General features: G+C 48.8%; 23 protein-coding genes and 1 riboswitch. Of the genes, 17 read left to right on the top strand and 6 right to left on the bottom strand.

Features of this window, described 5'->3' with window-relative positions; all coding sequences use genetic code 11:
- Positions 1–81 precede the first annotated feature (81 nt).
- The 3 genes from dnaX to recR all read left to right on the top strand — a co-directional run bounded on the left by dnaX (position 82) and on the right by recR (position 2703).
- On the top strand, positions 82–1680 hold the full coding sequence (gene dnaX, locus GPK49_RS06995; protein ID WP_215677124.1) for a DNA polymerase III subunit gamma/tau: 1599 nt from the start codon (positions 82–84) through the stop codon (positions 1678–1680).
- A gap of 72 nt (positions 1681–1752) precedes the next feature.
- Complete coding sequence (locus GPK49_RS06990; RefSeq protein WP_016406901.1) at positions 1753–2091, top strand: YbaB/EbfC family nucleoid-associated protein; 339 nt, start codon at positions 1753–1755, stop codon at positions 2089–2091.
- Between the two features lie 15 nt (positions 2092–2106).
- Positions 2107–2703 (top strand): recombination mediator RecR, encoded by a 597-nt coding sequence (gene recR, locus GPK49_RS06985; protein ID WP_016406902.1) that lies wholly within the window; start codon positions 2107–2109, stop codon positions 2701–2703.
- A 62-nt stretch (positions 2704–2765) separates the two neighbouring features.
- Here the strand turns inward: recR and GPK49_RS06980 are convergent, their stop codons facing one another.
- From GPK49_RS06980 to GPK49_RS06970, 3 genes are read right to left on the bottom strand one after another with little or no spacing between them, the layout of a single operon-like run.
- A complete protein-coding gene (locus tag GPK49_RS06980) occupies positions 2766–3518 on the bottom strand; it encodes a threonine/serine exporter family protein (RefSeq protein WP_016406903.1) in 753 nt (250 codons plus the stop codon).
- A gap of 34 nt (positions 3519–3552) precedes the next feature.
- Positions 3553–4020, bottom strand: coding sequence for a threonine/serine exporter family protein (locus GPK49_RS06975; protein ID WP_016406904.1), 468 nt, complete (start codon positions 4018–4020; stop codon positions 3553–3555).
- Between the two features lie 14 nt (positions 4021–4034).
- Positions 4035–4796, bottom strand: a complete 762-nt coding sequence (locus GPK49_RS06970) for a threonine/serine exporter family protein (protein WP_215677123.1) — start codon at positions 4794–4796, stop codon at positions 4035–4037.
- A 370-nt stretch (positions 4797–5166) separates the two neighbouring features.
- Positions 5167–5266: riboswitch (TPP riboswitch) on the top strand.
- Between the two features lie 71 nt (positions 5267–5337).
- On the opposite strand from GPK49_RS06970, the gene tenA reads away from it, so the two are divergent.
- The 4 genes from tenA to GPK49_RS06950 are packed head-to-tail and all read left to right on the top strand — an operon-like array spanning position 5338 to position 8586.
- On the top strand, positions 5338–6000 hold the full coding sequence (gene tenA, locus GPK49_RS06965; protein ID WP_016406906.1) for a thiaminase II: 663 nt from the start codon (positions 5338–5340) through the stop codon (positions 5998–6000).
- A 51-nt stretch (positions 6001–6051) separates the two neighbouring features.
- Positions 6052–6804 (top strand): ABC transporter ATP-binding protein, encoded by a 753-nt coding sequence (locus GPK49_RS06960; RefSeq protein WP_215677283.1) that lies wholly within the window; start codon positions 6052–6054, stop codon positions 6802–6804.
- Entirely contained in the window at positions 6801–7544 is a 744-nt protein-coding gene (locus GPK49_RS06955; RefSeq protein WP_215677122.1) for an ABC transporter permease, read from the top strand. The genes GPK49_RS06960 and GPK49_RS06955 overlap by 4 nt, the downstream gene beginning before the upstream one ends.
- A 31-nt stretch (positions 7545–7575) precedes the next feature.
- Positions 7576–8586: an ABC transporter substrate-binding protein gene (locus GPK49_RS06950; RefSeq protein WP_215677121.1), complete on the top strand. Its 1011-nt coding sequence runs from the start codon at positions 7576–7578 to the stop codon at positions 8584–8586.
- 70 nt (positions 8587–8656) lie between these two features.
- On the opposite strand, the gene ychF is transcribed toward GPK49_RS06950, so the two are convergent.
- Both ychF and GPK49_RS06940 read right to left on the bottom strand, forming a co-directional pair.
- Positions 8657–9754: a redox-regulated ATPase YchF gene (gene ychF, locus GPK49_RS06945; RefSeq protein WP_016406910.1), complete on the bottom strand. Its 1098-nt coding sequence runs from the start codon at positions 9752–9754 to the stop codon at positions 8657–8659.
- A 105-nt stretch (positions 9755–9859) separates the two neighbouring features.
- Positions 9860–10087 (bottom strand): hypothetical protein, encoded by a 228-nt coding sequence (locus GPK49_RS06940; protein ID WP_118582579.1) that lies wholly within the window; start codon positions 10085–10087, stop codon positions 9860–9862.
- Positions 10088–10419: 332 nt separating this feature from the next.
- Between GPK49_RS06940 and GPK49_RS06935 the strand changes: the two genes are divergently transcribed.
- The 10 genes from GPK49_RS06935 (at position 10420) to GPK49_RS06890 (ending at position 23527) form a co-directional block, all read left to right on the top strand.
- A complete protein-coding gene (locus GPK49_RS06935; protein ID WP_215677120.1) occupies positions 10420–13137 on the top strand; it encodes an S-layer homology domain-containing protein in 2718 nt (905 codons plus the stop codon).
- A gap of 144 nt (positions 13138–13281) precedes the next feature.
- Positions 13282–13758, top strand: coding sequence for a hypothetical protein (locus GPK49_RS06930; RefSeq protein WP_016406913.1), 477 nt, complete (start codon positions 13282–13284; stop codon positions 13756–13758).
- Positions 13759–13774: 16 nt separating this feature from the next.
- Positions 13775–14224: a helix-turn-helix domain-containing protein gene (locus tag GPK49_RS06925; protein WP_215677119.1), complete on the top strand. Its 450-nt coding sequence runs from the start codon at positions 13775–13777 to the stop codon at positions 14222–14224.
- Between the two features lie 129 nt (positions 14225–14353).
- Complete coding sequence (locus tag GPK49_RS06920; RefSeq protein ID WP_016406915.1) at positions 14354–14875, top strand: ECF transporter S component; 522 nt, start codon at positions 14354–14356, stop codon at positions 14873–14875.
- A 130-nt stretch (positions 14876–15005) separates the two neighbouring features.
- Positions 15006–15551 (top strand): phosphatase PAP2 family protein, encoded by a 546-nt coding sequence (locus GPK49_RS06915; protein WP_016406916.1) that lies wholly within the window; start codon positions 15006–15008, stop codon positions 15549–15551.
- A gap of 162 nt (positions 15552–15713) precedes the next feature.
- Positions 15714–16643 (top strand): AEC family transporter, encoded by a 930-nt coding sequence (locus GPK49_RS06910; RefSeq protein WP_016406917.1) that lies wholly within the window; start codon positions 15714–15716, stop codon positions 16641–16643.
- Between the two features lie 260 nt (positions 16644–16903).
- Positions 16904–17050: a hypothetical protein gene (locus GPK49_RS06905; RefSeq protein WP_215677118.1), complete on the top strand. Its 147-nt coding sequence runs from the start codon at positions 16904–16906 to the stop codon at positions 17048–17050.
- 86 nt (positions 17051–17136) lie between these two features.
- Complete coding sequence (locus tag GPK49_RS06900; RefSeq protein WP_016406918.1) at positions 17137–19116, top strand: sodium-translocating pyrophosphatase; 1980 nt, start codon at positions 17137–17139, stop codon at positions 19114–19116.
- Positions 19117–19467: 351 nt separating this feature from the next.
- Entirely contained in the window at positions 19468–22095 is a 2628-nt protein-coding gene (gene ppdK, locus GPK49_RS06895; RefSeq protein WP_118582597.1) for a pyruvate, phosphate dikinase, read from the top strand.
- Between the two features lie 196 nt (positions 22096–22291).
- Complete coding sequence (locus GPK49_RS06890) at positions 22292–23527, top strand: dicarboxylate/amino acid:cation symporter (protein WP_215677117.1); 1236 nt, start codon at positions 22292–22294, stop codon at positions 23525–23527.
- Positions 23528–23597: 70 nt separating this feature from the next.
- Here the strand turns inward: GPK49_RS06890 and GPK49_RS06885 are convergent.
- A partial coding sequence (locus tag GPK49_RS06885) for a hypothetical protein (RefSeq protein ID WP_215677116.1) occupies positions 23598–23991 on the bottom strand: 394 nt, incomplete at its 5' end.

Here is a 23991-nt window from a genome sequence, read left to right as displayed (position 1 = left end):
GAGAGTATCATTTTTCCGAAAACTGTGGTATCATAGCAAAAGAATGTCCGATTTGATTCGGAAAAAAAGAGGAGTGTGCTTATGGCTTATACGGCTTTATATCGAAAATTCCGCCCACAGACGTTTGAGAGCGTCATCGGGCAGGAGCATATCGTCAGAACGCTGAAAAATCAGATGAAAACGGGGCGTGTGTCCCATGCGTATCTGTTTTGCGGCACAAGGGGCACAGGGAAAACCTCTACGGCGAAGATTTTTGCCAGAGCCATCAACTGCACGAACCCCACGGCGGACGGCGAGCCCTGCAACGAGTGTGCCGTTTGTAAGGATATTCTGGCAGGGAGAAGTGTCAACGTGATTGAGATTGACGCGGCCTCCAACAACGGTGTGGACAACATCCGCGAGATTCGCGAGGAAGTGAAATATCCGCCGACACAGGGGAAATATAAGGTCTATATCATTGACGAGGTACACATGCTTTCGGCGGCGGCGTTCAATGCGCTTCTGAAAACACTGGAGGAGCCGCCTGCACATGTGATTTTCATTCTGGCGACAACAGACCCACAGAAGGTGCCGGCAACGATTCTTTCGCGCGTACAGCGGTTTGATTTCCGCAGGATTACCACGGAGACGATTGCCCAAACGCTGATGGGCTATCTGAAGGAGGAGGGACAGCAGGCGACCCCTGAGGCGGTGCGCTATGTGGCACATCTGGGGGACGGCTCGATGCGTGATTCGCTGAGTATTTTAGACCAGTGCCTTGCGTTTTTCAGCGGCGAGGAGGTGACGCTGGAAAAGGTACTGGACATTATGGGTGCGGTTGACCAGACGATTTTCTTTGAAATGACGGACGCGCTTGCGAAACGGGATGCGAAAGAGGCAATGCTTCTGGTGGAGCAGATGATGCAGGACGGGAGAGACGTGAAGCAATTTGTGACGGAGCTTTTGCAGCATTTGCGGAACCTGCTGATGGCGGCAACGCTGCCCGATGTGACGCGGATTCTGGATTTATCCGCGGAGGACGGAGAACGGCTGAAAAAGGCGGCAGGAGTGCTTTCTCCGGAGGAGCTGATTTATTTCATCGGGAAATTTTCCGATTTGCAGAGCGAAATGAAATGGGCAACGAATGAGCGGATTCTGCTGGAGGTGGAGCTGATGAAGCTTTGTGCGCCATGGACGGAGAAGGATTTGACTGCCCTGGCGGCAAGACTGGGCGAGCTGGAGCGGAAGATGGAAGAAGGCGTGCCGGCTGCCATCACGCAGGCGGCACCGACAGAAAAGCCGAAGGAAAAGCCAAAGCCCAAGCGCAGACCTCCTGCATTGCCAGAGGACAGGAAGGAAGTACAGGAGAAATGGGCGTTGCTGCGAAATGATGTGAATGATGCGGTGCTGAAGGCGAAGCTTGCACAGGTGGAAATCGGCTTCAAGGAGGATGAATTTCTCTATCTCATCTGCGCATATCCTGCGCTCACGGATATGATTCAGCGCGGCATGGACAAGATTGCGGCAGTTCTGGAGAAGGAAACGGGCAAAAGCTTCGAGCTGCGAACCACCACGAAGGATGAATATGAAAAATGGAGAGAAGCGGCATACGGCAAGGAGGAGGAGACACCCTCTGCGGAGGCGGATGCGGAATTTGCAAGCCTTCTGGGGCAGTATTTTCCGGAGGCGGATGTGGAATGACACTTGCCAGACGGCGCAATTTCAGATAAAATAAGAAAGATTAGGTTTATGAAATATAAGGAGGAATCAGACATGGCAAAAGGCGGTTTTCCCGGCGGCATGGGTGGTATGAATATGAATAACCTCATGAAGCAGGCGCAGAAAATGCAGAAACAAATGATGGAAAAGCAGGAGGAGCTGCAGGCAAAGACATTGGAAATGACCAGCGGCGGCGGCGCTGTGAAGGTTGTCATCACAGGGAAAAAGGAAATTCAGGAGCTGAAAATCAACCCCGATGTGGTAGATCCCGATGATGTGGAAATGCTGGAGGATTTAATCATTTCCGCTGTGAACGAGGCAATTCGTCAGGTAGAGGAAATGTATAACGCAGAAATGGGCAGAATGACCGGCGGCTTAGGCGGTATGTTCTGATAAAGAAGGGACAGCATGAATTATTACGGCAACCCGATGACAAGGCTCATTGAGGAACTGGCGGCACTGCCGGGGATTGGCGGAAAATCCGCACAGAGACTGGCATTTCACATCATCAATTTGCCAAGAGAGAAGGTGGCGGCGCTTTCCGAAGCCATTCTTGCGGCGAAGGACGAGGTGAAATACTGTTCTGTCTGCTGCAACCTGACAGAGGAGGAAATCTGCCCCGTCTGCGCGAACCCGAAGCGCGACCATTCGGTGATTATGGTGGTGGAGGACCCCAGAGATATGGCGGCGTATGAACGGACGAAGGAATTCCATGGCGTGTATCATGTGCTGCATGGAGCAATTTCTCCCATGACGGGCATTGGCCCGCAGGATATTCATATTCGGGAACTGCTCAGCCGCATAGACGGCACGGTGGAGGAGGTCATTCTTGCGACCAACCCGAATGTGGAGGGGGAGGCAACGGCGATGTATCTTGCAAAGCTGCTGAAGCCCTTGGATGTGAAGGTGACAAGAATCGCAAACGGTGTTCCGGTTGGCGGCGATTTGGAATATGTGGATGAGATTACGCTTTCCAGAGCCTTGGAGGGCAGGAGAGAACTATAAAGAAGCATAAAAAAAGAAGCGAAGGAAATCAGAAGCTGATAGCCTTCGCTTTTTTATGCGCATTACATGAAATAGGACAGGGTCAGACCGACACCGCCTGCCAGAGAGCAGGCAATGACAAGGGCTTCGACCGCCTTGGTGTAGCCGCTGATGAGGTTGCCTTCCAGCAGGTCACGCATGGACTTTGCGAAGGTCATACCCGGCAGAAGCGGCATGATGCTGCCGATGATGATGGTGCCGATATGCGCCGAGGGGAAGCGCGGCTGAATGAGGCAGGCAAGACATGCTGCCGCAACACCACCCAGAAACGGCCCGAAGAAATAGGGGATTTTCTTTTTGCCAAGCCAGATATCCAGACAGCCTAAAAACAGCCCGATGACAAAGGCAATGCAGCCATCCAGAAAGAAGGGCGTATCCAGAAAGGAGCAGCAGCCCGAAATCAGACCGTAGCCGAAAACGCGAATCGGGAGGGGATAGAAGGAAAACTGATGGATTTCCTTCAGACGCTCAATGGCCTCATCCAGAGAGATTTTGCCCGAAACAAAGGCGCGGGACATATCATTGACCTCGCAGACCTTTTCAAAATTGATGGTACGGGTGCGGACACCGCGCATCATGGAAAGGGGACCCTTTTCCTCACGCGGGAGGGTGACGATGAGGGCGGTGGAGATGGCGGTTGCTTCGATTTTTTCTCTGCCTGTGGTGGAGAGAATCCGTTTCATGGTATCCTGCACACGGAAGGTTTCTGCGCCGTTTTTCAGCATGATTTCGCCTGCATCCAGAGCGAGATTGATAAGCTTCGTATCGTTATCCATAAGGCGTTTCTCCTTTCGTTTGATAAAATTCGGCTCAGCTGTTTTTTCTCTTTAATCTGGGGAAGAAAGAGAACCATGCCTGCGGCAGAACCAGAATGATAACAGAGCCGATGCCGATGGCACCTGCCAGCTTTAGCGCAGTCAGAATATTTGCGGTTGTTTCCAGCACGCGGCTTTCCATGGCAGAGGTGATGCAGCGATAGACCGCCGCACCGGGTACCAAAGGCAGGATGCCGGGGATATGATAGACAATCGTCGGGAGCATGCGGTGGTAGGAAAGAAAGCGCGCAAAGCCTGTTGCGGCAAAGGTTGCCAGAAGCGTTGCCAGAAAGGACGAGCCATCATGCCGAAGGACAAGCTGATAAACCAGCCAGCAGAGGAAGGCGGTCAGCCCGCAATAGGGGATTTCCTTCCGGGGGGCATTGCAGACGATGGCATAGCCTACGCTTGCAAAGAGCGCAACCAAGGGATGCACAAGATAGAAAAACAAGGTTGTATTCATAGGATTTCCTCCGTTCATTCAGTCATTTGAAACAGCGTCAGCGCAACAGCAACCCCTGCGGCGATGGAGCAGGCAATGAGCAGAACCTCAACCACCTTGGAATTGCCGCTGATGAGGTTGCCCTCAAGCAAATCTCGCATTGCCTTGGAAAGCGCAAGCCCCGGCAGAAGCACCTTCATGGTACCGATAATCAGCTTATCCAGCTGGGTGGCAGGAAGGAACACATGCGCCGTGCAGGCGGCAAGACCCGTAACCAGACCGCCCATCAGAGGGGCGACAAAGAAGGGAATCTTCTTGCGTTCCAGATAGACCAGCGTACAGCCCATGAGAAGGGCAATGACGAAGGATACCAGAAAATCCTGCACAGAGCCGCCGACCATAAACGCAAAGCAGGCACCGCTGAGAGCATAGCCGAAGACGCGCGTGCGGAACTTGAAATTCGGGGCATGATAAATATTTCGGCAATGGTCTAAGGCTTCGGTGACGCTGATTTTGCCGGAGACGAAGGCGCGGGACATATCATTGACGGCGCAGATTTTTTCAAAATTCAAATCGCGGTTTTTGACGGCGCGCGCCATAGAGAGAGGGCCCTTTTCCTCTCGTGGCAAGGTGACCATCAGAAGGGTACACATTGCCAGGGCTTCTATTTTTTCCTTGCCGGAAACGGAGAGAATCCGCTGCATGGTATCCTGCACACGGAAGGTTTCTGCGCCTGAGGCAAGCATGATTTCGCCTGCATCAAGGGCAAGGTTAATCAGTTGGGTATCGTAATCCATAGCCGGGGTTCCTTTCTAAAAAATTAAGTCAAAAACAGGTTTTTGACTTGTTGGACAGAAGAATAAACTGACAAGTTCCGTCAGCATAAATGCTTAGAAACTTGCAGTTTTCCTCGAGTGGGCAAAGCCCGCTCTGCGGATGCCATTCGGGACACCGAAACGGTTTCCCGAACCCTTCCGCGGTAGTTCGGCAACTTATCGTGTTGCACCTTCTTTAGTGTAGTCATTTTCCGGAAAAAGTAAAGTAAAATTATTTTAAGTTTTTTTGAAATTTTTGTGAAAAGCGACAGGCGCTTTCCCCGTAATTTCCCTAATTGAGAAAAGAAGTATTTGCCATTTTAAAAAAATATGCTATAATCAAGGAAATAAAGCAAAAAGCTGGGGGTGCTGATGCAGCTGAGAGGATGAAATGCCAACCCTTTGAACTTGATGTGGTTAATGCCAACGGAGGGAAGCGAAACAAGGAAAGCAAACAGACCTTTTCCCGATGGGAGAAGGTCTTTTCTATTGCGGAGGAAAGGAAAAAGAAAGGAAGAAGAACATGAGCTTGACAGACAGATTATATGCAGTGGCAAAGCCTATCTGGGACGGGTACCTGGAACAGCCCTTTGTAAAGGAACTGGGCGAAGGGACACTGCGCGAGGACAGATTCCGTTTTTATATGGTGCAGGATTATCGTTATCTTTTGCAGTATGCGAAGGTATTTGCGATGGGCGTGGTGAAAACAGAGGACGAGGCACTGATGACACGCTTTTCCTATATGGTGCATGATACCTTGGATGGCGAAATGAATATCCATAAGGCGTATATGTCCCGTCTGGGGATTACGGAGCAGGAGGTAGCAACCACGAAATCCACACTGACGAATCAGTCCTACACCTCCTATATGCTGGATGAGGCATATAAGGGCGGCCCTCTGGAAATTCTGGTGGCGGTGCTTTCCTGTGCATGGAGCTATCAGATGATTGGGGAGCACCATCAGCATGTACCGGGGGCATTGGAGCATCCTTTGTACGGCGAATGGGTGCGCGGCTATTGCAGCAAGGAATACTGCGAAACCACACAGGAAATCATTGATCTGGTAAACGAACTGGGGAAGGATATTTCTGCGGAAAGAGAAGCGCATCTGAAGGAGATTTTTGAAAACTGCAGCCGCTATGAGGCAATGTTCTGGGATATGGCTTATGAGGAGATCCCTGAATAAAAAGGGCTCTGCAAGAGAAGCTTTGCAGACAGAAGGAATGGTGTACAGATGATGTTGGAATTTAAAAATGTTTCCTTCCGCTATGCGGTGGACGAGTTCCCCATGATGGAGAACCTTTCCTTTTCCGTAGAGGAGGGGGATTTCGTTTCGATCATCGGGGCGAGCGGCTGTGGCAAAAGCACGATTTTCCGTTTAATCAACGGATTGGAGCAGCTGCAGAAGGGCGAGATTCTGGTGAACGGGAGACCCATCCGCGAGCAGAAGCAATACAGTGCCTTTATGCCGCAGAAGGATTTGCTTTTTCCATGGCGGACGATTGAGAAAAATATCTGTTTGCCGATGGAGCTGGCAGGTGTGCCTGCGGCGGAACAGGCGAAGCGGTGCAGGGATGTGCTGACGCAGGTGGGGCTTCTGGAATATATGAAAAAATACCCGAAGGATTTATCGGGCGGCATGAAGCAGAGGGTTTCCTTTGCGCGCACGCTGCTTTCGGGGGCGGATATGCTCCTGCTGGATGAGCCGTTTTCCGCACTGGACTACCTGACGAGGGTGGAAATGCAGGAATGGCTGCTGGAGCAATGGGAGCATTACCATAAGACGATTCTTTTTATCACGCATGACGTAGAGGAGGCGGTGTTCCTGTCGAAGAAGATTTTTGTGATACAGGACAGACCGTTTTCTTCGATGGAGATGGTAGAGGTGCCTCTGCCTGCCCATCGGGACAGAAATGATCTGAAAAAGCCCGAAATCGTCGATTTGAAGGAACGGCTGATTGGGAAGCTGAGAAGGAGTGTGCGCTTATGAAACGAAACATTTCTTCTTTGATACTGGTATTTATCCTCCTGCTTTTCTGGCAGGGGGCGGCAATGGGCATCAATGCGGCGTATATCCTGCCCTCGCCCACGCAGATTCTGGTACGGCTGTGGGAGCTGAGAGAGCCGCTGCTTCTGGTGCATCTGCCGGCAACGATGGGCGTTACTGCACTGGGGCTTTGCATTTCCGTGGTGCTGGGGCTTTTGCTTGCGATTTCGATGGACTGGAATCCGAGACTGGAAAAAACGCTTTACCCCGTTATCATTGCATCCCAGACGATTCCCACAACGGCCCTTGCGCCGCTGTTTATCCTCTGGTTTGGCTACGGCATCTGGAGTAAGGTGCTTGTGACAATTCTGATGACGTTTTTCCCGATTGCGATTACCGTTTTTGACGGTCTGAAGGGGACGAAGCGGGAAATGGAGGAGTTGCTTTTTACCTACGGTGCAACAAAAAAGGATATTTTTTTAAAGCTGAAGCTGCCGACGGCTCTGCCGCATTTCTTTTCCGCAATTAAGATGTCTGTGCCGATGAGCGTAATCGGGGCGGCAATCGCGGAATGGCTTGGGGCGCAGAAGGGGCTTGGCTATTTCAGCAAACGAATGATGACACAGCTGGACGGTGCAGGGGTTTTTGCGCCTGTGGTATTGCTGTCCGTTGTGGCAATGGTGGCAGTTGGCATCATTATCCTGATAGAAAAGAAAATCATCACATGGAGAAAAGAGCTGTAACGGCTCGCGGAACGAAGGGAGAAGGTAAGCTATGAAAAAGAAACTGATGGCACTTGGCATGGCGGCGGTGCTGGCATTCGGTGCGGCAGGCTGCGGCGGCGGAACCGATGCAAAAACGGATGATACGGCTCTGGAGGATTTTAACATTGTTCTGGACTGGTATCCCAATGCGATTCATTCCTTCCTGTATGTAGCGCAGGAGAAGGGCTATTTTGCGGACGAGGGACTGAACCTGGTTATCAACTTTCCTGCCAACACAAATGACGGCATTTCCATGCCGGCGGCAGGCAAGGCGGATATCGGGATTTACTATTTGCAGGATGCAATCCAGACGGCAGTAGAGGAAAATGTTCCCATTGTTTCTGTCGGTGCAGTGACACAAAGCTCTCTGAATGTTGTGATTTCCCTTGCAAAAAGCGGCATCAAGGGTGCGGAGGATTTGGCAGGCAAGAAAATCGGTTATAGCGGTACGGCTCTTTCCGAGGCACAGATTGCATCTATGCTGAAAAACGTAGGGCTGTCTGCGGATGACTGCCAGTTTGTAGATGTCGGCTTCGACCTTTTGACAGCAACCACAACCGGACAGGTGGATGCAACCACAGGCAACATGGTAAACCACGAGGTACCGCAGCTGGAGGAGGAAGGCTTTGATATCAACTATTTCTACCCCACCGATTACGGCGTTCCCCAGAGCTATGAGCTGGTATTTTTGGCAGGGAAGGATGCAGTGGATAAAAACCCCGAAAAAATCGAGAAATTCCTGCGTGCCTGCCGCAAGGGCTTTGACTTCATGAAGGAAAACCCTGAGGAAGCATTGCAGATTCTGCTTGACCACCAGAATGAGGAAAACTTCCCGCTTTCCAAAACAGTGGAAACAAAGAGCATGGAGATTCTACTGCCCGTAATGGAAACAGAGGATGCGAAGTTCCTGTCTCAGGATGTTTCCGTATGGCAGAATAATGCGGATTGGATGTATGAAAATGGGATTCTGAAGGAAAAGGCGGATGTTTCCTTCCTGGTTAAAAATTTACTGGATGAATAAATAAAGGCAATCAAAAAGCCCCCTATCTTAGGATAGGGGGCTTTGTTGTATGTCTGATTTCGACTTAGGATTATACATTGAAGCGGAACAGCACTACATCGCCGTCCTTCATGACGTATTCTTTGCCTTCGGAGCGGACTAAGCCCTGCTCCTTTGCGGCATTATAGGAGCCCAGACGCATGAGGTCATCATAATGCACAACCTCTGCGCGGATGAAGCCACGTTCAAAATCGGAATGGATTTTGCCTGCCGCCTGCGGTGCCTTTGTGCCCTTGGTGATGGTCCACGCGCGGGATTCCTGCGGCCCTGCGGTCAGATAGCTGATTAAGCCCAGAAGCTTATAGCTTGCGGCAATCAGGCGATCCAGACCACTGGTTTCCACGCCCAGCTCGGCAAGGAATTCCTTTTTGTCCGCTTCGTCCAAATCGGAGATTTCCTCCTCGATTTTTGCGCACAGCACGAATACCTCGTTATGCTCTGCGGCGGCATATTCTCTGACTCTGCCGACAAATTCGTTGGATGCACCGTCATCCGCCAAGTCATCCTCTGTGACATTTGCGGCATAAAGCACGGGCTTTGCAGTCAGAAGTGTCAGGGTCTGCACGAATTCATAATCCTCGGGGGCATCAAATTCCACGCTTCTTGCGGACTTGCCTGCCTCCAGCGCTTCCTTCAGCTTCAAGAGAATATCCAGTTCTCTTTGCAGGGATTTATCCTGCTTTGCGAGCTTTACGGTTTTGGAAATGCGGCGTTCCAGAATTTCGATATCGGAGAAAATCAATTCCAGATTGATGGTTTCAATATCACGGATGGGGTCGATGGAGCCGTCCACATGGACAACGTTTGTGTCCTCAAAGCAGCGGACAACATGACAGATGGCATCCACCTCGCGGATATGGCTGAGGAATTTATTGCCAAGGCCCTCGCCCTTGGATGCACCGCGTACCAGACCTGCAATATCGACAAATTCGATTACCGCGGGTGTTGTTTTTGCGGAATCATACATTTCTGTCAGCCTTGCCAGGCGTTCATCGGGGACGGGAACTACACCCACGTTGGGGTCGATGGTGCAGAAGGGGTAATTGGCTGCCTCTGCCTTGCCCAGTGTCATAGAATTAAATAAGGTGCTTTTGCCCACGTTGGGCAGACCTACGATACCTAATTTCATAGTTTTTTTCTTCCTTTCGGTTTTTCTGCATTTGAAAAGGAGGATAACCCTCCTATACTATCCTAATAGTATAGCGAAAAGGAAACGGCTTGGCAAGGCGAAACCTCAGCATTTCCCGTCTTTTTTGTCTTTTCTCCCCTTTTTCTCTTTTTTGTCTTTTCCGCCCTTTTTGCATTTTCTGCCCAGAACGGCGAAGGCGGACAGAAGGAGAAAGAAAAGACCTGCAAAGGCACCATAGTTTCTCAGATCGTTCTTTGTGATGAAAACACCGTTTGCCGGAGTTTCATGGATTGCTTTTGCCGGAACGCGTGTGTGGGTTCTTTTTTCCTGCATAAGAAAGACCTCCTTTATAAAAAATAAAGTTTTCTGTTTTTCTTTAGTATACACCTTTTTTGGAAAGATGGGATGAAAAATCCTGTTTTGATAAAAAAAGAATATAAAATGGGGGCGAAGGGAGAAGGAAGGCGTTAGGGAGAAAAAAGAGGGAGGCAACGGCGGTTTTGCCTGAGAGATTAAAGAAACCTTAAGACCTTGGGACTAGGCAGAGGGGCGCAGTTATGATATAATTTATAGTGACATTTCGGCAGATGTGCCGGATGGAACAGTGGAAAGAGGAATTTATAAGAACAATAAATAGAAAACGAAAATCAAAGGGGGTAAAAGTTATGAAGCGCAAGTTCGCGTTAATCCTGTCTGCGGTGATGGCAGCTTCCAGCCTGCCCTTGACAGCCTATGCGGCAAATTTCAAGGATATCAACGATGTGCCCTGGGCAGGGGCGGAAACAGTCATCAACAGTGTGGCGGACAAGGGCCTTTTAAGCGGCTATGAGGATGGTACCTTCCGTGCGAAAAACAACGTAACCTACTGCGAGGCAATGCAGATGGTTTACAATGTGCTGGTGAAAACAGGGGTTGCAAAATCCATGGATGCGGTGGAGGCGTATGCCTACATGGGTACGCTGGATACATATCAGGTGCCGAAATGGGCGCAGATGGCAGTTGCCTATGGGCTGAAGAACGGCATCATTGACATGCAGCTGGTGGCAACAAAATTTGCAGGCGGCAACACAGCGGCAACAAGAGAGGATGTTGCGCTGCTGTTCGGCAATGCGCTTGGGATGTATTATGACAAGGAAAAGGATGCGGCAGAGGCAAAGAAGTTTGCGGACTACTGGAGCATTTCCGGCGAGAGACTGGTGCAGATTGACCTTCTGAAAAGACTGGGTGTTGTGAGTGGGGACAACTACAATAACTTCAACCCCAAGAAGAACATCAACCGTGCGGAAATGGCTGTTATGCTGAACAAGACAAACGGCATCCTGACAGAGGGCGTTGAGGAAAGCGGCACGATTACGAAAATCAATGTAAATGAAGGGAAATATTATTACATTCAGGTGAGCCTGGATAAGGGCGGCACAGAAGGCATCCAGGCTACTCTGGGCGAATTCCCCGTTTATGTAGGCAATACGACAGAAACCATCTCTCTGAGCAAGCTGAGCGAAGGGGATAAGGTTTCGATGGTACTCAGCGGCGGCAAGATTACTGCGCTGAGACAGACAAAGGGTACAACCAATCAGGAAAAATATGACCTAACAGGCTATGTGACGGCATATAAGGATGAAAAGATTTCCTTTGATAATGAAAATACAGGAGAATCTCTGAGTTTGAAGCTGGAAGGCGATGCAAAAATCTATGTGGGCGGGGAAAAGGTTTCTCGGACACAGATGAAACAGCTCTTGGAGGATCACCCTAATCAGTATGCTTTTGCAGGCATTAACACAACAATCGAGAGGGAAAAGGTAAACGGCAGTTATCAGGATGTGACACATGTACAGGAAATGTATATCACATTTATGGATGAATACACAACCTCCGGCGAGGTGGATACCTTTAATACAAACAGCGTGGTTGTAAAGCTGAACGGCAGCGGCAAGGAAAATTATTATTTTGCAGATAACTGTGTATTTTATATCGGCGACACAAAGAGCACGGCAGCGGCGCTGAAAAAGATGGCAGACGAGGGCACAACCTATGTGAAGCTGACAAAGAATGCAAATGGCAAGGTATCCAAGATTATTATGTCCGAGGACACCTTTGCGGAAAACAAGAAGGACACAAGCAAGGTTTATACGGTAAAAAGCTTTACCACAAAGAAGATGATTCTGACACTGAACGGGGAGGAAACTACATATAATTTTGGCTCTGCAAATCCGGTAGAAAATATCCAGTTCTACAAATTTGCGTATGATTCTGATCAGAGTCCGAAGGATGGCGACTGGGAAGAACTGAAAAACGTAACTGCGGCGGAAAGTTTTGTGGACAATGCGGATGCAGATGATGATACTGTATACTGCAAGTTTGTGCTGAACCGTAGTGGCAAGCTGACAGGTGTTTATCTTTCCGGGTATGCAAGAGCGTGGTCTGTTGCCAGCGATGAAAAGACAGAGCGCAAGGGTACGGTTGCATCCATTCAGAATGACGTGTTGAAATTTAAGACTTCTTCCAACACATATACATTACAGACCAGATATGCAGACGGGGATATTAAGATTGGCAGTACGGAAACCGCATCCAAAAAGCTGCTGACAAGATTCGCAAATGACCCTGCAATAGAACTGTATGCAGAAATCGTTGCGGACGGCAGCAACAAGATTCTGGAGGTTGACGCAAGACTGACAGCGGCAAGAGGTAAGCTTGTGGAACTCGACAGAGAGGATAAAATTATCAAGATTGAAACACCCGACGGCGGAGAATATAAGCTGAAAACAACCATCAAGCCGAAGCTGAAGGATGAGGATGACGATACCTTTACACTGGATGATGTTGCAACGGCAAAATATGCAGGCGAGCCAATTAAGCTTGGCTTTAACAGCAGCGGTGTGGTAAATGAGATTGCACTGGAGAATGGCCCTAACAGTACAAACGGCTCTGTCAGAGTGAAAGGCATTGCGACAGCGGCAGATGATGGTTTGAAACTGGAAGGCAGCAGTAAAACCTATACATGGCTCAGCAACAAGAAAACAAACCTGCGCGTTTACGGTTCTCCCACAGAATCTCTGGATACAGTGAAGAAGATGATTGAAGATGATAAGGTAAAGGTTTATGTGGAAGCATCTCTGGATGATGATAACAGAGTGGAAAAGCTGACGGTTTATGTGAGAGAGGCGGCAGGTGAGCTGACCTCCTGTGATGAAAGCTATGTGCGCATCAAAACTGCAAGCGGCAATAAATTCTCCTTTGCACTGCCTGCGAAGCTGAAAAGCTGTAATGTGAAGGGATTGAATCAGAAGAACTTGAAAGACGGCGATGCGGACAACAGAGGCTATCATGTTAAGCTGACATTTGGCACAGACGGCGTAGTAAGCAATATTGCAAACAGCTAATCAAGAAAATTAAAAAAGAGAAGGAGAGCGAATTACCGCTCTCCTTTTTCTGTGGGGGATTGACAGGGGGAGGATAAAAGTGTAAAATTACACTAAGTCAAAAAGTGTAAATTTACACCAATTATGCCGAAAAGGAGGTCTTTCATGAAACGAGACATCAAGCTGTACAACCTGATTTTCCCGATGTGGGGAATATATTTCTATGCCATTTTGTTTCCGTATTTTTTTGTGCTTTTGCTGCCGGCGAATTTTATTGTGGATACGGTAATGCTGCTGCTTCTGTTTTTCCTGTTCAAGGTGCCGGAGAAAAAGGAGCTTTACCGGAAGGGCATTTGGAAAGCATGGGGCTTTGGATTTCTGGCGGATTTTCTGGCGGCAGGGGTTCTGGTCATCATCAGCAGTGCGGTTTCGCTGCCATTTCATATATATGCGCCGTTTTCCTCTGTGGGAGCGTTTTTATTTGCAACGGTTGGCGTAGTTCTGGCAGGGGTACTGATTTACTTCTTCCATATAAGGTTCGTATGGAAGGGAATTCTATTAGAGGAAGGAAAGAAAAAGAAAATCGCACTAGGGATGGCGATACTGACGGCACCGTACCTGATGTATCTGTCACCGCTATAAGAAGGGAAGAAGGAGCATGACGAAGAAGGAATTTGCCGCGGCACTGGACAGTGCATTGAAGGCGGTGCGGAAGGAATATGGATTTACGCAGGAAAAAATGGCGGCGGTGCTTGGGGTTTCCAAAAAGACCCTTGTGGAGATTGAGAAGGGGCGCAGCTCTCTGGGATGGACGGGGGCGGCGGCATTTGCGGCAATTTTCCGCGAAAGCTGCATTTTGCAGGCGCAGTTCGGCGGAGATTTGGATGATTTGGTGGAGGCGCTTGCCTTTGCGGAGGCAGAGCCGCAGTACCCGAAAACAATGGGCGGAAGGGTCTGGTGGAGAGAGATATGGAAGGAGAAGGGGTATCGGATACAGCAGAATGTGGTTTCGGGGCATTTTCGCTTACTGGATAGAGAGAATCGGCGGCTGATGGCTTCGTTTACACTGGAGCGAGTGATGGAGCGGCTAAAAGAGGAGTTGCAGTAAGCGTATGGGTACAAAATGATGAATTGCACCGATACAATTATTTGTTTTACTGTGCTGCTACTGGCGGACAGACGATGGATATGATATCCTTACGATAACGAAAAAACAAGTAAGGTGGGAGATGCAAAAATGAAAACGAAAGAGCTTTGTATTCACGGCTTGCTGATTGCTTTGGTGGCAGTCTGCACGATGGTATTCCAGATTCCTGTTTCCGCAACACAGGGCTATGTACACCTGGGGGACAGCATGATTCTTCTGGTTGGGGTATTCTTCGGGGCAAGATACGGTATGGTTGCCGGCGGCATTGGCTCCGCACTGGCGGATGTTCTGAGCGGCTACAGCCATTGGGCACCCTTTACGCTGATTATCAAGGGTCTGATGGGCTGGCTGATTGGTAAGATTGCATCCGGCGCAGGCAGCAGAGCGAAATTCTACACAGGGCGTAACCTGCTGGCGGCTTTTGTTGGCGTTGCATGGATGGTATTCGGCTACTTTATCGGCGGCGGTATTTTGAAGAGCAGCTTTGCGGTAGCGGCAACCTCTATTCCCGAAAACATTGTACAGGGCGTAGCAGGTGCAGTGATTTTCTTTGTGGTAGGCGCAGCGTTCCACAAGGCGAATATTTATAAGATAGTTTCAGAACAACAATAAAGGAAAATATAAAATGAATATTTGATGCGTACTTAGAAAAACCGAAGGAGCTCCTCCTTCGGTTTTTCTTTTGCACCCGTTGACCGAGAGAGCAACGATGTGATACGATGACGGAAAAGGAGGTTTTGAGATGGAACGGCTTTTTGAGATGGACGGGCAGCTTTTGCTTTGGATACGGGAGGTTTTTGCAAGCCCTGTTATGGATAAAATTATGATTTTTATTTCCTCTCTGGCGAACAAGGGGATGCTCTGGATTGGGATTGGCGTGGTGCTTCTGCTGCTTGGCGTAAAGGGACGAAAATGGAGCAATCGCGGGCTGCTGGTGCTGCTTTCTCTGGCATTCAATATGGTTATCTGCAATCTTCTGCTGAAGCCCTTGGTGGCGCGCACGCGACCGTATGACCTGCTGGGGTACGAGATTCTGGTGCGCAGGCTGGGAGATTATTCCTTTCCTTCCGGACACACCTCGGCATCCTTTGCGGCGGCAACGGCGATTTATGCCATTGACCGCAGATGGGGAGCGGCGGCGTATGTGCTGGCGGCACTGATTGGATTTTCCCGTCTGTATTTGGGGGTACACTTTCCGACGGACGTTCTGGCAGGGGCGGTTGTCGGGATTCTGGCGGCAAAGGCGGCGCAGTGTCTTTTGGAGAAAAAAATGCATTTTAATAAATAAGATATCTTATTTATTAAATTCAAACTGGTTATTTTCTGATAAAAGATTGAAAATATTGCAGAAAAATGGAAAAAATATTGCAAACCGGCTTATTTTAAGATAAAATGGAAGTCGCTATAAAAATATGAGAGATAGAAGATAAGAGGAAGGAAGTTTAGAGCAATGGCGATACCTGTAATTTATCAGCTCATTACGATGGTCATTTTGATGATTATCGGCGTGGTGCTGCACAAGAAGAATTTTCTGTCACTGACGAATGCGAAGGGGCTTTCTATCGTGCTGACGCGCGTGGCGGTTCCCTGTAACATGGTAGTTCTGCTGCAGAGGGAATACTCTCCTGAGATTTTCAAGGGCTTTCTGGTGACCTGCGGTGCGACGTATCTGATGTGCTGCATTGGTGCGCTGCTGTTCTTTATTGTCGGCAAGGCGATGAAAATGCAGCCGAAGGAGCTGGGGCTATTCAGCGGCGGCGGCGTTTACAGCAACGTTATTTTTATGGGGCAGCCGTTGATTATGGCAATGTACGGCGTAGAGGGACTGATTTTCTGCGTAGCTGTCATGTTTACCTGCAATGTATTCCTGTTTACCGTCTGCTCTGTGCTGTTTGCAATGGGCAGTGATTTGAAAAAATCCGCATTGCAGATGCTCAAGGATGCGTTTATCAACCTAATCTGTCTTTCCGCGATTATCGGCGTATTCTGCTTCGTGAATTCGATTTCTCTGCCGCAGCCTATTTTTGATGTGCTGCAGTATTCCGCAAATACAACTGTCTGCCTTTCCATGATTTACATTGGGTCTTTGCTGGCGGCGGCGAATGTGCGCGAAATCTTCAAGGATAAAAAGGTTTATATTTTCAGCTTCCTTACGCTGATTATTATGCCCATCATTACGAAGCTCATCTGCGGAACCTTCATGAGCGGCATGGCACTGAGCGTACTGGTGGTGCTGATGGGGACACCTGCGGCGGCGGCGTTGCCCTCCTTTGCCGATCTTTACGGCAATGATGAGAAGAGAGCATCGGAATATGCCTTTGTTTCCACAATTCTTTCTGTTATCACACTGCCGCTGGTGGCGCAGTTCCTGTGTCAATAAGGAGTGGGGCGAAAGCAGGACTTCGGCTTGCACGGATATGAAAATAAACAATAGGAAAAAAGAACTCTCTCCGGTTATTTGGGGAGAGTTTTTTGGATTGTACGGGCGGAAAAACAGCCTGCTTGTGCAGATTGTTCAAAAATAACAAAAATTGTATACAAAATTAGTACAACTGTGTGGAGGATGTGACTTGATTTTTGGAAACCCTTTCGTTTATACTTAGTTGTGGGACAGAATATGACTTGACCCGCAGGGAACGCATGAAAAATGATACACGTCGATTCCCCCTGCGCCATCAAAAACAGGGCTTTCTGGTGCAGAAGGATTTGGCTGTGTATTTGTTTTTTTCGGAGCTTTTCCGGCAGAACCGACCGGAGGGGTGCGAAGGGCGCTCCCGTGGGAACTGATTTTCCGCCCCGGCGGGAAGGAAGTTATATTCCGCATTTTTATTATTATCCACATTCTAAATTTTTTAAGAAACAGGGGGATTATTATGGCAAGTTTAATCTATCTGGCGCCTGTACTTGGTATCGTGGCGCTGCTGTTTGCTTTCGTCCTGGCAGGTAAGGTTAACAAAATGGACGAGGGTACAGACAGAATGCAGGAAATCGCTGCAAGCATCAGAGAGGGTGCAAGAGCGTTCCTGTCCGCAGAATACAAAATTCTGGTTATCTTCGCAGCTGTACTGTTTATTCTGATTGGCTTCGGCGTAAGCTGGCCTACAGCAATCTGCTTCGTTGTTGGTGCAATCTTCTCCACACTGGCAGGCTTCTTCGGTATGACAGTTGCAACAAATGCAAACGTAAGAACTGCAAACGCAGCTAGAACAGGCGGTATGAACAAAGCCCTGTCTATCGCATTCAGCGGCGGCGCAGTTATGGGTATGTGCGTAGTTGGTCTGGGCCTTCTGGGCGTAGGCGCAATCTATGTATTGACAGGCAATGCAGACATCCTGTTCGGTTTCTCTCTGGGTGCTTCCTCCATCGCTCTGTTCGGCCGTGTTGGCGGCGGTATCTACACAAAGGCTGCCGACGTTGGTGCTGACCTGGTAGGTAAGGTTGAAGCAGGTATCCCTGAGGATGACCCTCGTAACCCCGCAGTTATCGCCGATAACGTAGGCGACAACGTTGGTGACGTTGCAGGTATGGGTGCTGACCTGTTTGAATCCTATGTTGGTTCCGTTATCTCTGCAATCACACTGGGTCTGGTATACTACAGCGCAGAAGGCGCTCTGTATCCTCTGGTACTGGCAGCAGTTGGTATTCTGGCTTCCATCATCGGTACATTCTTTGTTAAGGGTGACGAAAACGCAAACCCTCACAAGGCTCTGAAGACAGGCTCTTATACAGCAGCAATTCTGGTTGCGATTGTATCTGTGATTCTGTCCAAAACCTGCTTTGGCAACATGAAGGCTGCCATCGCAGTTATCGCAGGTCTGATTGTTGGTCAGATTATCGGTATCATCACAGAAATCTACACCTCCGGTGACTACAAATCCGTTAAGAAGATTGCAGACCAGTCCGAAACAGGCCCTGCAACCACAATCATTTCCGGTCTGGCTGTAGGTATGGAATCCACAGCTATTCCCATCATCCTGATCTGCGTAGGTATCTACATTGCATACACCGTATGTGGTCTGTATGGTATCGCTCTGTCCGCAGTAGGTATGCTGGCAACAACAGGTATCACTGTAGCGGTTGACGCTTACGGCCCTATCGCCGATAACGCAGGTGGTATCGCAGAAATGGCAGGTCTGGATCATTCCGTAAGAAACATCACAGATAAGCTGGACGCAGTTGGTAACACAACAGCAGCTATGGGTAAAGGCTTCGCAATCGGTTCCGCAGCACTGACAGCACTGGCTCTGTTCGTATCCTATGCAGAGGCTGTTGGCCTGTCCACAATCGACATGCTGAATCCTCGTGTTATCATCGGTCTGCTGATCGGTGGTATGCTGCCCTTCCTGTTCTCCGCATTCACAATGCAGTCCGTAGGGAAAGCTGCATTTGAAATGATTGAAGAAGTAAGAAGACAGTTCCGTACCATCCCCGGCATCATGGAAGGTACAGGCAAGCCCGACTACAAGAAATGCGTAGAAATTTCCACAACAGCAGCACTGAAGGAAATGCTGGTTCCCGGTATCATGGCAGTTGCAGCTCCTCTGGTAGTTGGTCTGCTGCTGGGCGTTGATGCACTGGGCGGCCTGCTTGCAGGTGCTCTGGTAACAGGTGTTATGATGGCTATCTTCATGTCCAATGCCGGCGGTGCATGGGACAATGCGAAGAAGTACATTGAAGAAGGCAACCACGGCGGTAAAGGCTCCGATGCACATGCAGCAGCCGTTATCGGTGATACCGTTGGTGACCCCTTCAAGGATACTTCCGGTCCTTCCATCAACATCCTCATCAAACTGATGACAGTTGTATCTCTGGTATTCGCGCCTCTGTTCCTGGCAGTTGGCAGCCTGCTGTAATGAGATAAAACAAGATAAAGGGAAAGCAGCCCATTTTATGGGCTGCTTTTTTTCGTGCCGCAAAAGCGGTATTTTATGTCGAAAAAAAGGAAATGAAAGCTTTTATTTTGCGGTATGCGATGTATCAAAAAAGAGTGGGGCAAAAAATGTCCCGATTTTTTCAAAAAATACAAAATACACTCTTGTGCAACGGGGAAATTTGGGGTATTCTTAGCATAGGGAAGAATTTTCCTCGCGGCACAGAAGAGTTGCAAAAGTGGTAATTGTTTTTAACAGAATGTTTCTGCCTTGCTTTGCGGCAAGAGCAGGAATCAGAATTTACCCAAAATTGATTACAGGAGGTAATGAGTAATGAGCAAGAAATATGTTTATATGTTCAGCGAAGGCAACGCGGGCATGAGAAACCTGCTGGGCGGCAAAGGCGCTAACCTTGCTGAAATGACAAATCTGGGACTGCCTGTTCCTTATGGCTTCACCATTTCCACAGAGGCTTGTACGGAATACAACGAAGGCGGCAAGAAGCTGACAGATGAAATGATCGACCAGATTGAAGTTGCTCTGGCAAAGCTGGAGGAAATCGCAGGCAAGAAGCTGGGCGACCCCGAAAATCCCCTGCTGGTTTCCGTTCGTTCCGGTGCGAGAGCATCCATGCCCGGTATGATGGATACTGTTCTGAACCTTGGGCTGAATGATATTTCCGTAGAAGGTCTGGCAAAGAAGACAGGAAATACAAGATTTGCTTATGACTCCTACAGAAGATTTATCATGATGTTTGCAGACGTTGTTATCGGCGTTTCCAAATCCAAATTTGAAAGAAAGCTGGATGAATACAAGGAAAGTGTTGGCGCAAAATACGACACAGACCTGACAGCAGAGGATTTGAAAAAGGTAACTGCTATCTTCAAGCAGATTTATCTGGATGACCAGGGCAAGGAATTCCCTCAGAATCCCAAGGAACAGCTTCTGGAAGCAGCAATGGCTGTATTCCGCAGCTGGGATAACCCCCGTGCTTTCGTTTACAGAAGAATGAACGATATCCCTTACAGCTGGGGTACTGCCGTAAACGTACAGATGATGGTATTCGGCAATATGGGTAATACCTCTGGTACAGGTGTTGCCTTCACAAGAAACGCTGCTACAGGCGAAAAGGCTATGCTGGGTGAATATCTGGTAAACGCACAGGGCGAGGACGTAGTTGCCGGTGTTCGTACACCTAACCCCATTGCAAAGCTGAAGGAAGATATGCCCGGTGTTTACGATCAGTTCATGGATATCGCAAACACACTGGAAAAGCATTATAAAGATATGCAGGATATGGAATTCACCATTGAAGAAGGCAAGCTGTTCTTCCTGCAGACAAGAAACGGTAAGAGAACTGCAAACGCGGCTCTGAGAATCGCGGTTGAAATGGTAGACGAGGGTCTGATTACAACAGACGAGGCTCTGCTGAGAGTAGAACCCAAACAGCTTGACCAGCTGCTGCACCCTGCATTCGACCAGGCTGCACTGAAGGCTGCAAAGGCTCTGGGCAAGGGGCTGCCCGCATCCCCCGGCGCTGCCGCAGGTAAGATTTATTTCACAGCAGAGGAAGCAAAGGCTGCTGCAGAAGCAGGCGACAGAGTTATTCTGGTTCGTCTGGAAACCTCTCCTGAGGATATCGAAGGTATGGCAGCATCTCAGGGTATCCTGACAGTGCGTGGTGGTATGACCTCTCACGCAGCGGTTGTTGCGCGTGGTATGGGTACCTGCTGTGTATCCGGCTGCGAAGAAATCAAGATGAACGAAGAAGCAAAGACCTTTACACTGGGCGGCAGAACCTTCAAGGAAGGGGACTATATCTCTCTGGATGGCTCCACAGGCAACATCTACGGCGAAGATATTCATACCGTAAAGGCAGAAATTACAGGCAACTTCCAGACCTTCATGGCTTGGGCTGACGCGAAGAGAGTGCTGAAGGTTAGAACAAATGCCGACACACCCAACGATGCACAGACAGCAATCGACTTCGGTGCAGAGGGTATCGGTCTGACCAGAACAGAGCACATGTTCTTTGCGGCTGACAGAATCATGAAATTCAGAAAGATGATTATGTCCGATACCGTAGAGGAAAGAGAAGCGGCACTGGAAGGCATTGAGCCTTTCCAGAAGGATGACTTCAAGGGCATCTACAAGGCAATGCAGGAAAGACCTGTTACCATTCGTCTGCTGGACCCCCCTCTGCATGAGTTCATGCCTAACACAGAGGAAGAATTTGCACAGCTGGCTGAAATGACAGGCAAAACAGTGGAAGAACTGAAAATCAAGGCACGCAGTCTGCATGAGCTGAACCCCATGATGGGTCACAGAGGCTGCCGTCTGGCTGTAAGCTATCCCGAAATCGCAAGAATGCAGGCAAAGGCTATCATGGAAGCTGCTATCGAGGTTTCCGAGGAGGATGGCATCAACATTAAGCCTGAAATCATGATTCCTTTGGTTGGCGAAATCAAGGAACTGAAATATGTAAAGAATATCGTAGTAGAAACAGTAGAAAAGGTATTTGAAGCAAAGGGCAAGAAGCTGGATTATCTGGTTGGTACCATGATTGAAATCCCCAGAGCTGCACTGACAGCTGACCAGATTGCAACAGAGGCTGAATTCTTCTCCTTCGGTACAAACGACCTGACACAGATGACCTATGGTCTGTCCCGTGATGACGCAGGTAAGATTTTGGCTGACTACATCGACAAGAATATCTACGAGGTTGACCCTACTGCAAGACTGGACAGAGCAGGCGTTGGTCTGCTGATGCAGTGGGCAGTAGAAAAGGCAAAACCCGTTCGTCCCGACATCCATCTGGGTATCTGTGGCGAACACGGCGGCGATCCTTATTCTGTTGAATTCTGCCACCAGATTGGTCTGGACTATGTATCCTGCTCTCCCTACCGCGTACCTATCGCAAGACTGGCTGCGGCACAGGCACAGATTAACTTCCCTCGCTAAGGATTACATAGGCAATCAGGGAAGCATAGCAGTATAATAAGACATAATAAAAAGGGATAAACCCCAAAAAATGGGTTTATCCCTTTTTGAGTGCCTGCGATTTTTCGCGGAAACGGCAGGAAAGCATTGAAAAATGGGGAAAGGTGATGTACAATAGGCAACAGTGCGATTTTTTACAGAAGAAGGAGAGGAAGAAATGGCAAAGGAAAAGAAAAAGCTGCCCTTGGCGGCATATATTTTTGCAGGCCTGGTGCTGGGGATTCTGGCGGGGGCCGCATTGATGAAAACGCCTGAGATTGCGGTGGAATACATTAAGCCGTTCGGGACGTTATTTTTAAACTTAGTGAAATTCATTGTAGTGCCGATTGTACTGTTCTCGATTATGAGCGGTGTGATTTCCATGCAGGACATGCGGAAGGTTGGCAGTATCGGGGTGAAAACCGTTTGCTATTATATGTGTACAACGGCGATGGCAGTGCTGATTGGTCTGGTGATTGCGAACCTTTGCAAGGGATTTTTCCATCAGCTTGCGACATCGGGACTGGAATATGAGGCGGCGGAGGCACCGAGCTTTATCGAAACCATCGTGAATATTTTCCCGAATAACGCATTGGAGCCTATGGTAAACGCAAATATGCTGCAGGTTATCGTGATTGCGCTGTTCTTTGGGTTTGGCGCGATTGCGGTTGGCGAAAAAGGAAGGGCGTTTACGGAATTTGTAGAGAGCGCAAGTGCGATTTCCATGTATGTAATGGATACAATCATCAAGCTGAGCCCGATTGGCGTTTTTTGCTTGATTACACCTGTGGTAGCGGAAAACGGCCCCTCTGTATTGGGGGATTTGGCAACGGTGCTTCTGGTGGCGTATGCGGCGTATATTCTGCACATGGTGGTTGTGTATTCGCTGACGGTGAAGGCGATGGGCGGACTGAGTCCGATTCAGTTCTTTAAGGGGATGCTGCCGGCAATCCTGTTTGCATTTTCCAGTGCATCTTCCGTAGGGACACTGCCGCTGAATCTGGAATGTGTGCAGAAGCTGGGGGCGAAGAAGGATGTTGCAAGCTTTGTGCTGCCCTTGGGCGCGACCATCAATATGGATGGTACGGCAATTTATCAGGGCGTGTGCGTCATTTTTATTGCGACCTGTTTTGGGGTTGATCTGACGATTGGACAGCAGCTGACAATCATTCTGACGGCAACACTGGCATCTATCGGGACAGCAGGCGTGCCTGGGGCAGGGATGATTATGCTGGCAATGGTGCTGCAGAGCGTTGGCCTGCCCGTAGAGGGGATTGCGCTTGTGGCAGGGATAGACCGTATTTTTGACATGGGACGAACAACGGTAAACATTACAGGGGATGCGGCATGTACGCTTTGCGTTTCTAAGATGGAGGAGAAAAGACAGGCGCAGAAGGAGAAAACTGAGGCGTAAGAACAGAATAGACAGAAAAGGAACCCTGATGGCATGCCATTGGGGTTTTGCTTTTGGGGATTTTGCTGCATTATGATAGAAGAAACAGAGGGAAATGAGGAGGTCGAATCGGTGAAATTGCGGAAAAATCAAAGGTTTGAAAAGAAAAAGAGAAAAAGTGAAAAAAGGTGTTGACATTTTTCGGCAAGCGTGTATAATATATAAATGTTCCCGTGAAAACGGCGGAGCAAACTGAGAAAATCGAATCACAGAAATCGCAGAAGATTGAAAAGTTTTTAAATAAAAACATTGACAAGCGGACGCGAACCTGATATACTAATTTCTGCTGATGCGAAATATCAGCAAAAAGCACAAAAATAAAAATAAAAAAGTGCTTGACAAGAGAATGAAGATTTGATAAAATAATCTTCGCTGCTGAAAAAGCAGATTGATCCTTGAAAACTGAACAATGGATATGAATAAAC

This window comes from Clostridium sp. MCC345, from assembly GCF_018785345.1.
In the GTDB taxonomy this organism is placed as follows: Bacteria; Bacillota; Clostridia; order Lachnospirales; family Anaerotignaceae; genus Anaerotignum_A; species Anaerotignum_A faecicola.
The sequence above is the reverse complement of the archived record's forward strand: the minus strand, read 5'-3'. Positions and strand labels throughout refer to the sequence as shown.

Excerpts from the sequence above, each read along its gene's own strand:
- tenA (WP_016406906.1), top strand. The coding sequence starts at position 5,338 with ATGAGCTTGACAGACAGATTATATGCAGTGGCAAAGCCTATCTGGGAC.
- GPK49_RS06960 (WP_215677283.1), top strand. The coding sequence starts at position 6,052 with ATGTTGGAATTTAAAAATGTTTCCTTCCGCTATGCGGTGGACGAGTTC.
- GPK49_RS06940 (WP_118582579.1), bottom strand. The coding sequence starts at position 10,087 with ATGCAGGAAAAAAGAACCCACACACGCGTTCCGGCAAAAGCAATCCAT.
- ychF (WP_016406910.1), bottom strand. The coding sequence starts at position 9,754 with ATGAAATTAGGTATCGTAGGTCTGCCCAACGTGGGCAAAAGCACCTTA.
- GPK49_RS06975 (WP_016406904.1), bottom strand. The coding sequence starts at position 4,020 with ATGAATACAACCTTGTTTTTCTATCTTGTGCATCCCTTGGTTGCGCTC.
- GPK49_RS06910 (WP_016406917.1), top strand. The coding sequence starts at position 15,714 with ATGGCGATACCTGTAATTTATCAGCTCATTACGATGGTCATTTTGATG.
- GPK49_RS06905 (WP_215677118.1), top strand. The coding sequence starts at position 16,904 with ATGAAAAATGATACACGTCGATTCCCCCTGCGCCATCAAAAACAGGGC.
- GPK49_RS06990 (WP_016406901.1), top strand. The coding sequence starts at position 1,753 with ATGGCAAAAGGCGGTTTTCCCGGCGGCATGGGTGGTATGAATATGAAT.
- GPK49_RS06900 (WP_016406918.1), top strand. The coding sequence starts at position 17,137 with ATGGCAAGTTTAATCTATCTGGCGCCTGTACTTGGTATCGTGGCGCTG.
- GPK49_RS06930 (WP_016406913.1), top strand. The coding sequence starts at position 13,282 with ATGAAACGAGACATCAAGCTGTACAACCTGATTTTCCCGATGTGGGGA.
- dnaX (WP_215677124.1), top strand. The coding sequence starts at position 82 with ATGGCTTATACGGCTTTATATCGAAAATTCCGCCCACAGACGTTTGAG.
- GPK49_RS06890 (WP_215677117.1), top strand. The coding sequence starts at position 22,292 with ATGGCAAAGGAAAAGAAAAAGCTGCCCTTGGCGGCATATATTTTTGCA.
- GPK49_RS06970 (WP_215677123.1), bottom strand. The coding sequence starts at position 4,796 with ATGGATTACGATACCCAACTGATTAACCTTGCCCTTGATGCAGGCGAA.
- ppdK (WP_118582597.1), top strand. The coding sequence starts at position 19,468 with ATGAGCAAGAAATATGTTTATATGTTCAGCGAAGGCAACGCGGGCATG.
- GPK49_RS06955 (WP_215677122.1), top strand. The coding sequence starts at position 6,801 with ATGAAACGAAACATTTCTTCTTTGATACTGGTATTTATCCTCCTGCTT.
- recR (WP_016406902.1), top strand. The coding sequence starts at position 2,107 with ATGAATTATTACGGCAACCCGATGACAAGGCTCATTGAGGAACTGGCG.
- GPK49_RS06915 (WP_016406916.1), top strand. The coding sequence starts at position 15,006 with ATGGAACGGCTTTTTGAGATGGACGGGCAGCTTTTGCTTTGGATACGG.
- GPK49_RS06920 (WP_016406915.1), top strand. The coding sequence starts at position 14,354 with ATGAAAACGAAAGAGCTTTGTATTCACGGCTTGCTGATTGCTTTGGTG.
- GPK49_RS06925 (WP_215677119.1), top strand. The coding sequence starts at position 13,775 with ATGACGAAGAAGGAATTTGCCGCGGCACTGGACAGTGCATTGAAGGCG.
- GPK49_RS06935 (WP_215677120.1), top strand. The coding sequence starts at position 10,420 with ATGAAGCGCAAGTTCGCGTTAATCCTGTCTGCGGTGATGGCAGCTTCC.
- GPK49_RS06950 (WP_215677121.1), top strand. The coding sequence starts at position 7,576 with ATGAAAAAGAAACTGATGGCACTTGGCATGGCGGCGGTGCTGGCATTC.
- GPK49_RS06980 (WP_016406903.1), bottom strand. The coding sequence starts at position 3,518 with ATGGATAACGATACGAAGCTTATCAATCTCGCTCTGGATGCAGGCGAA.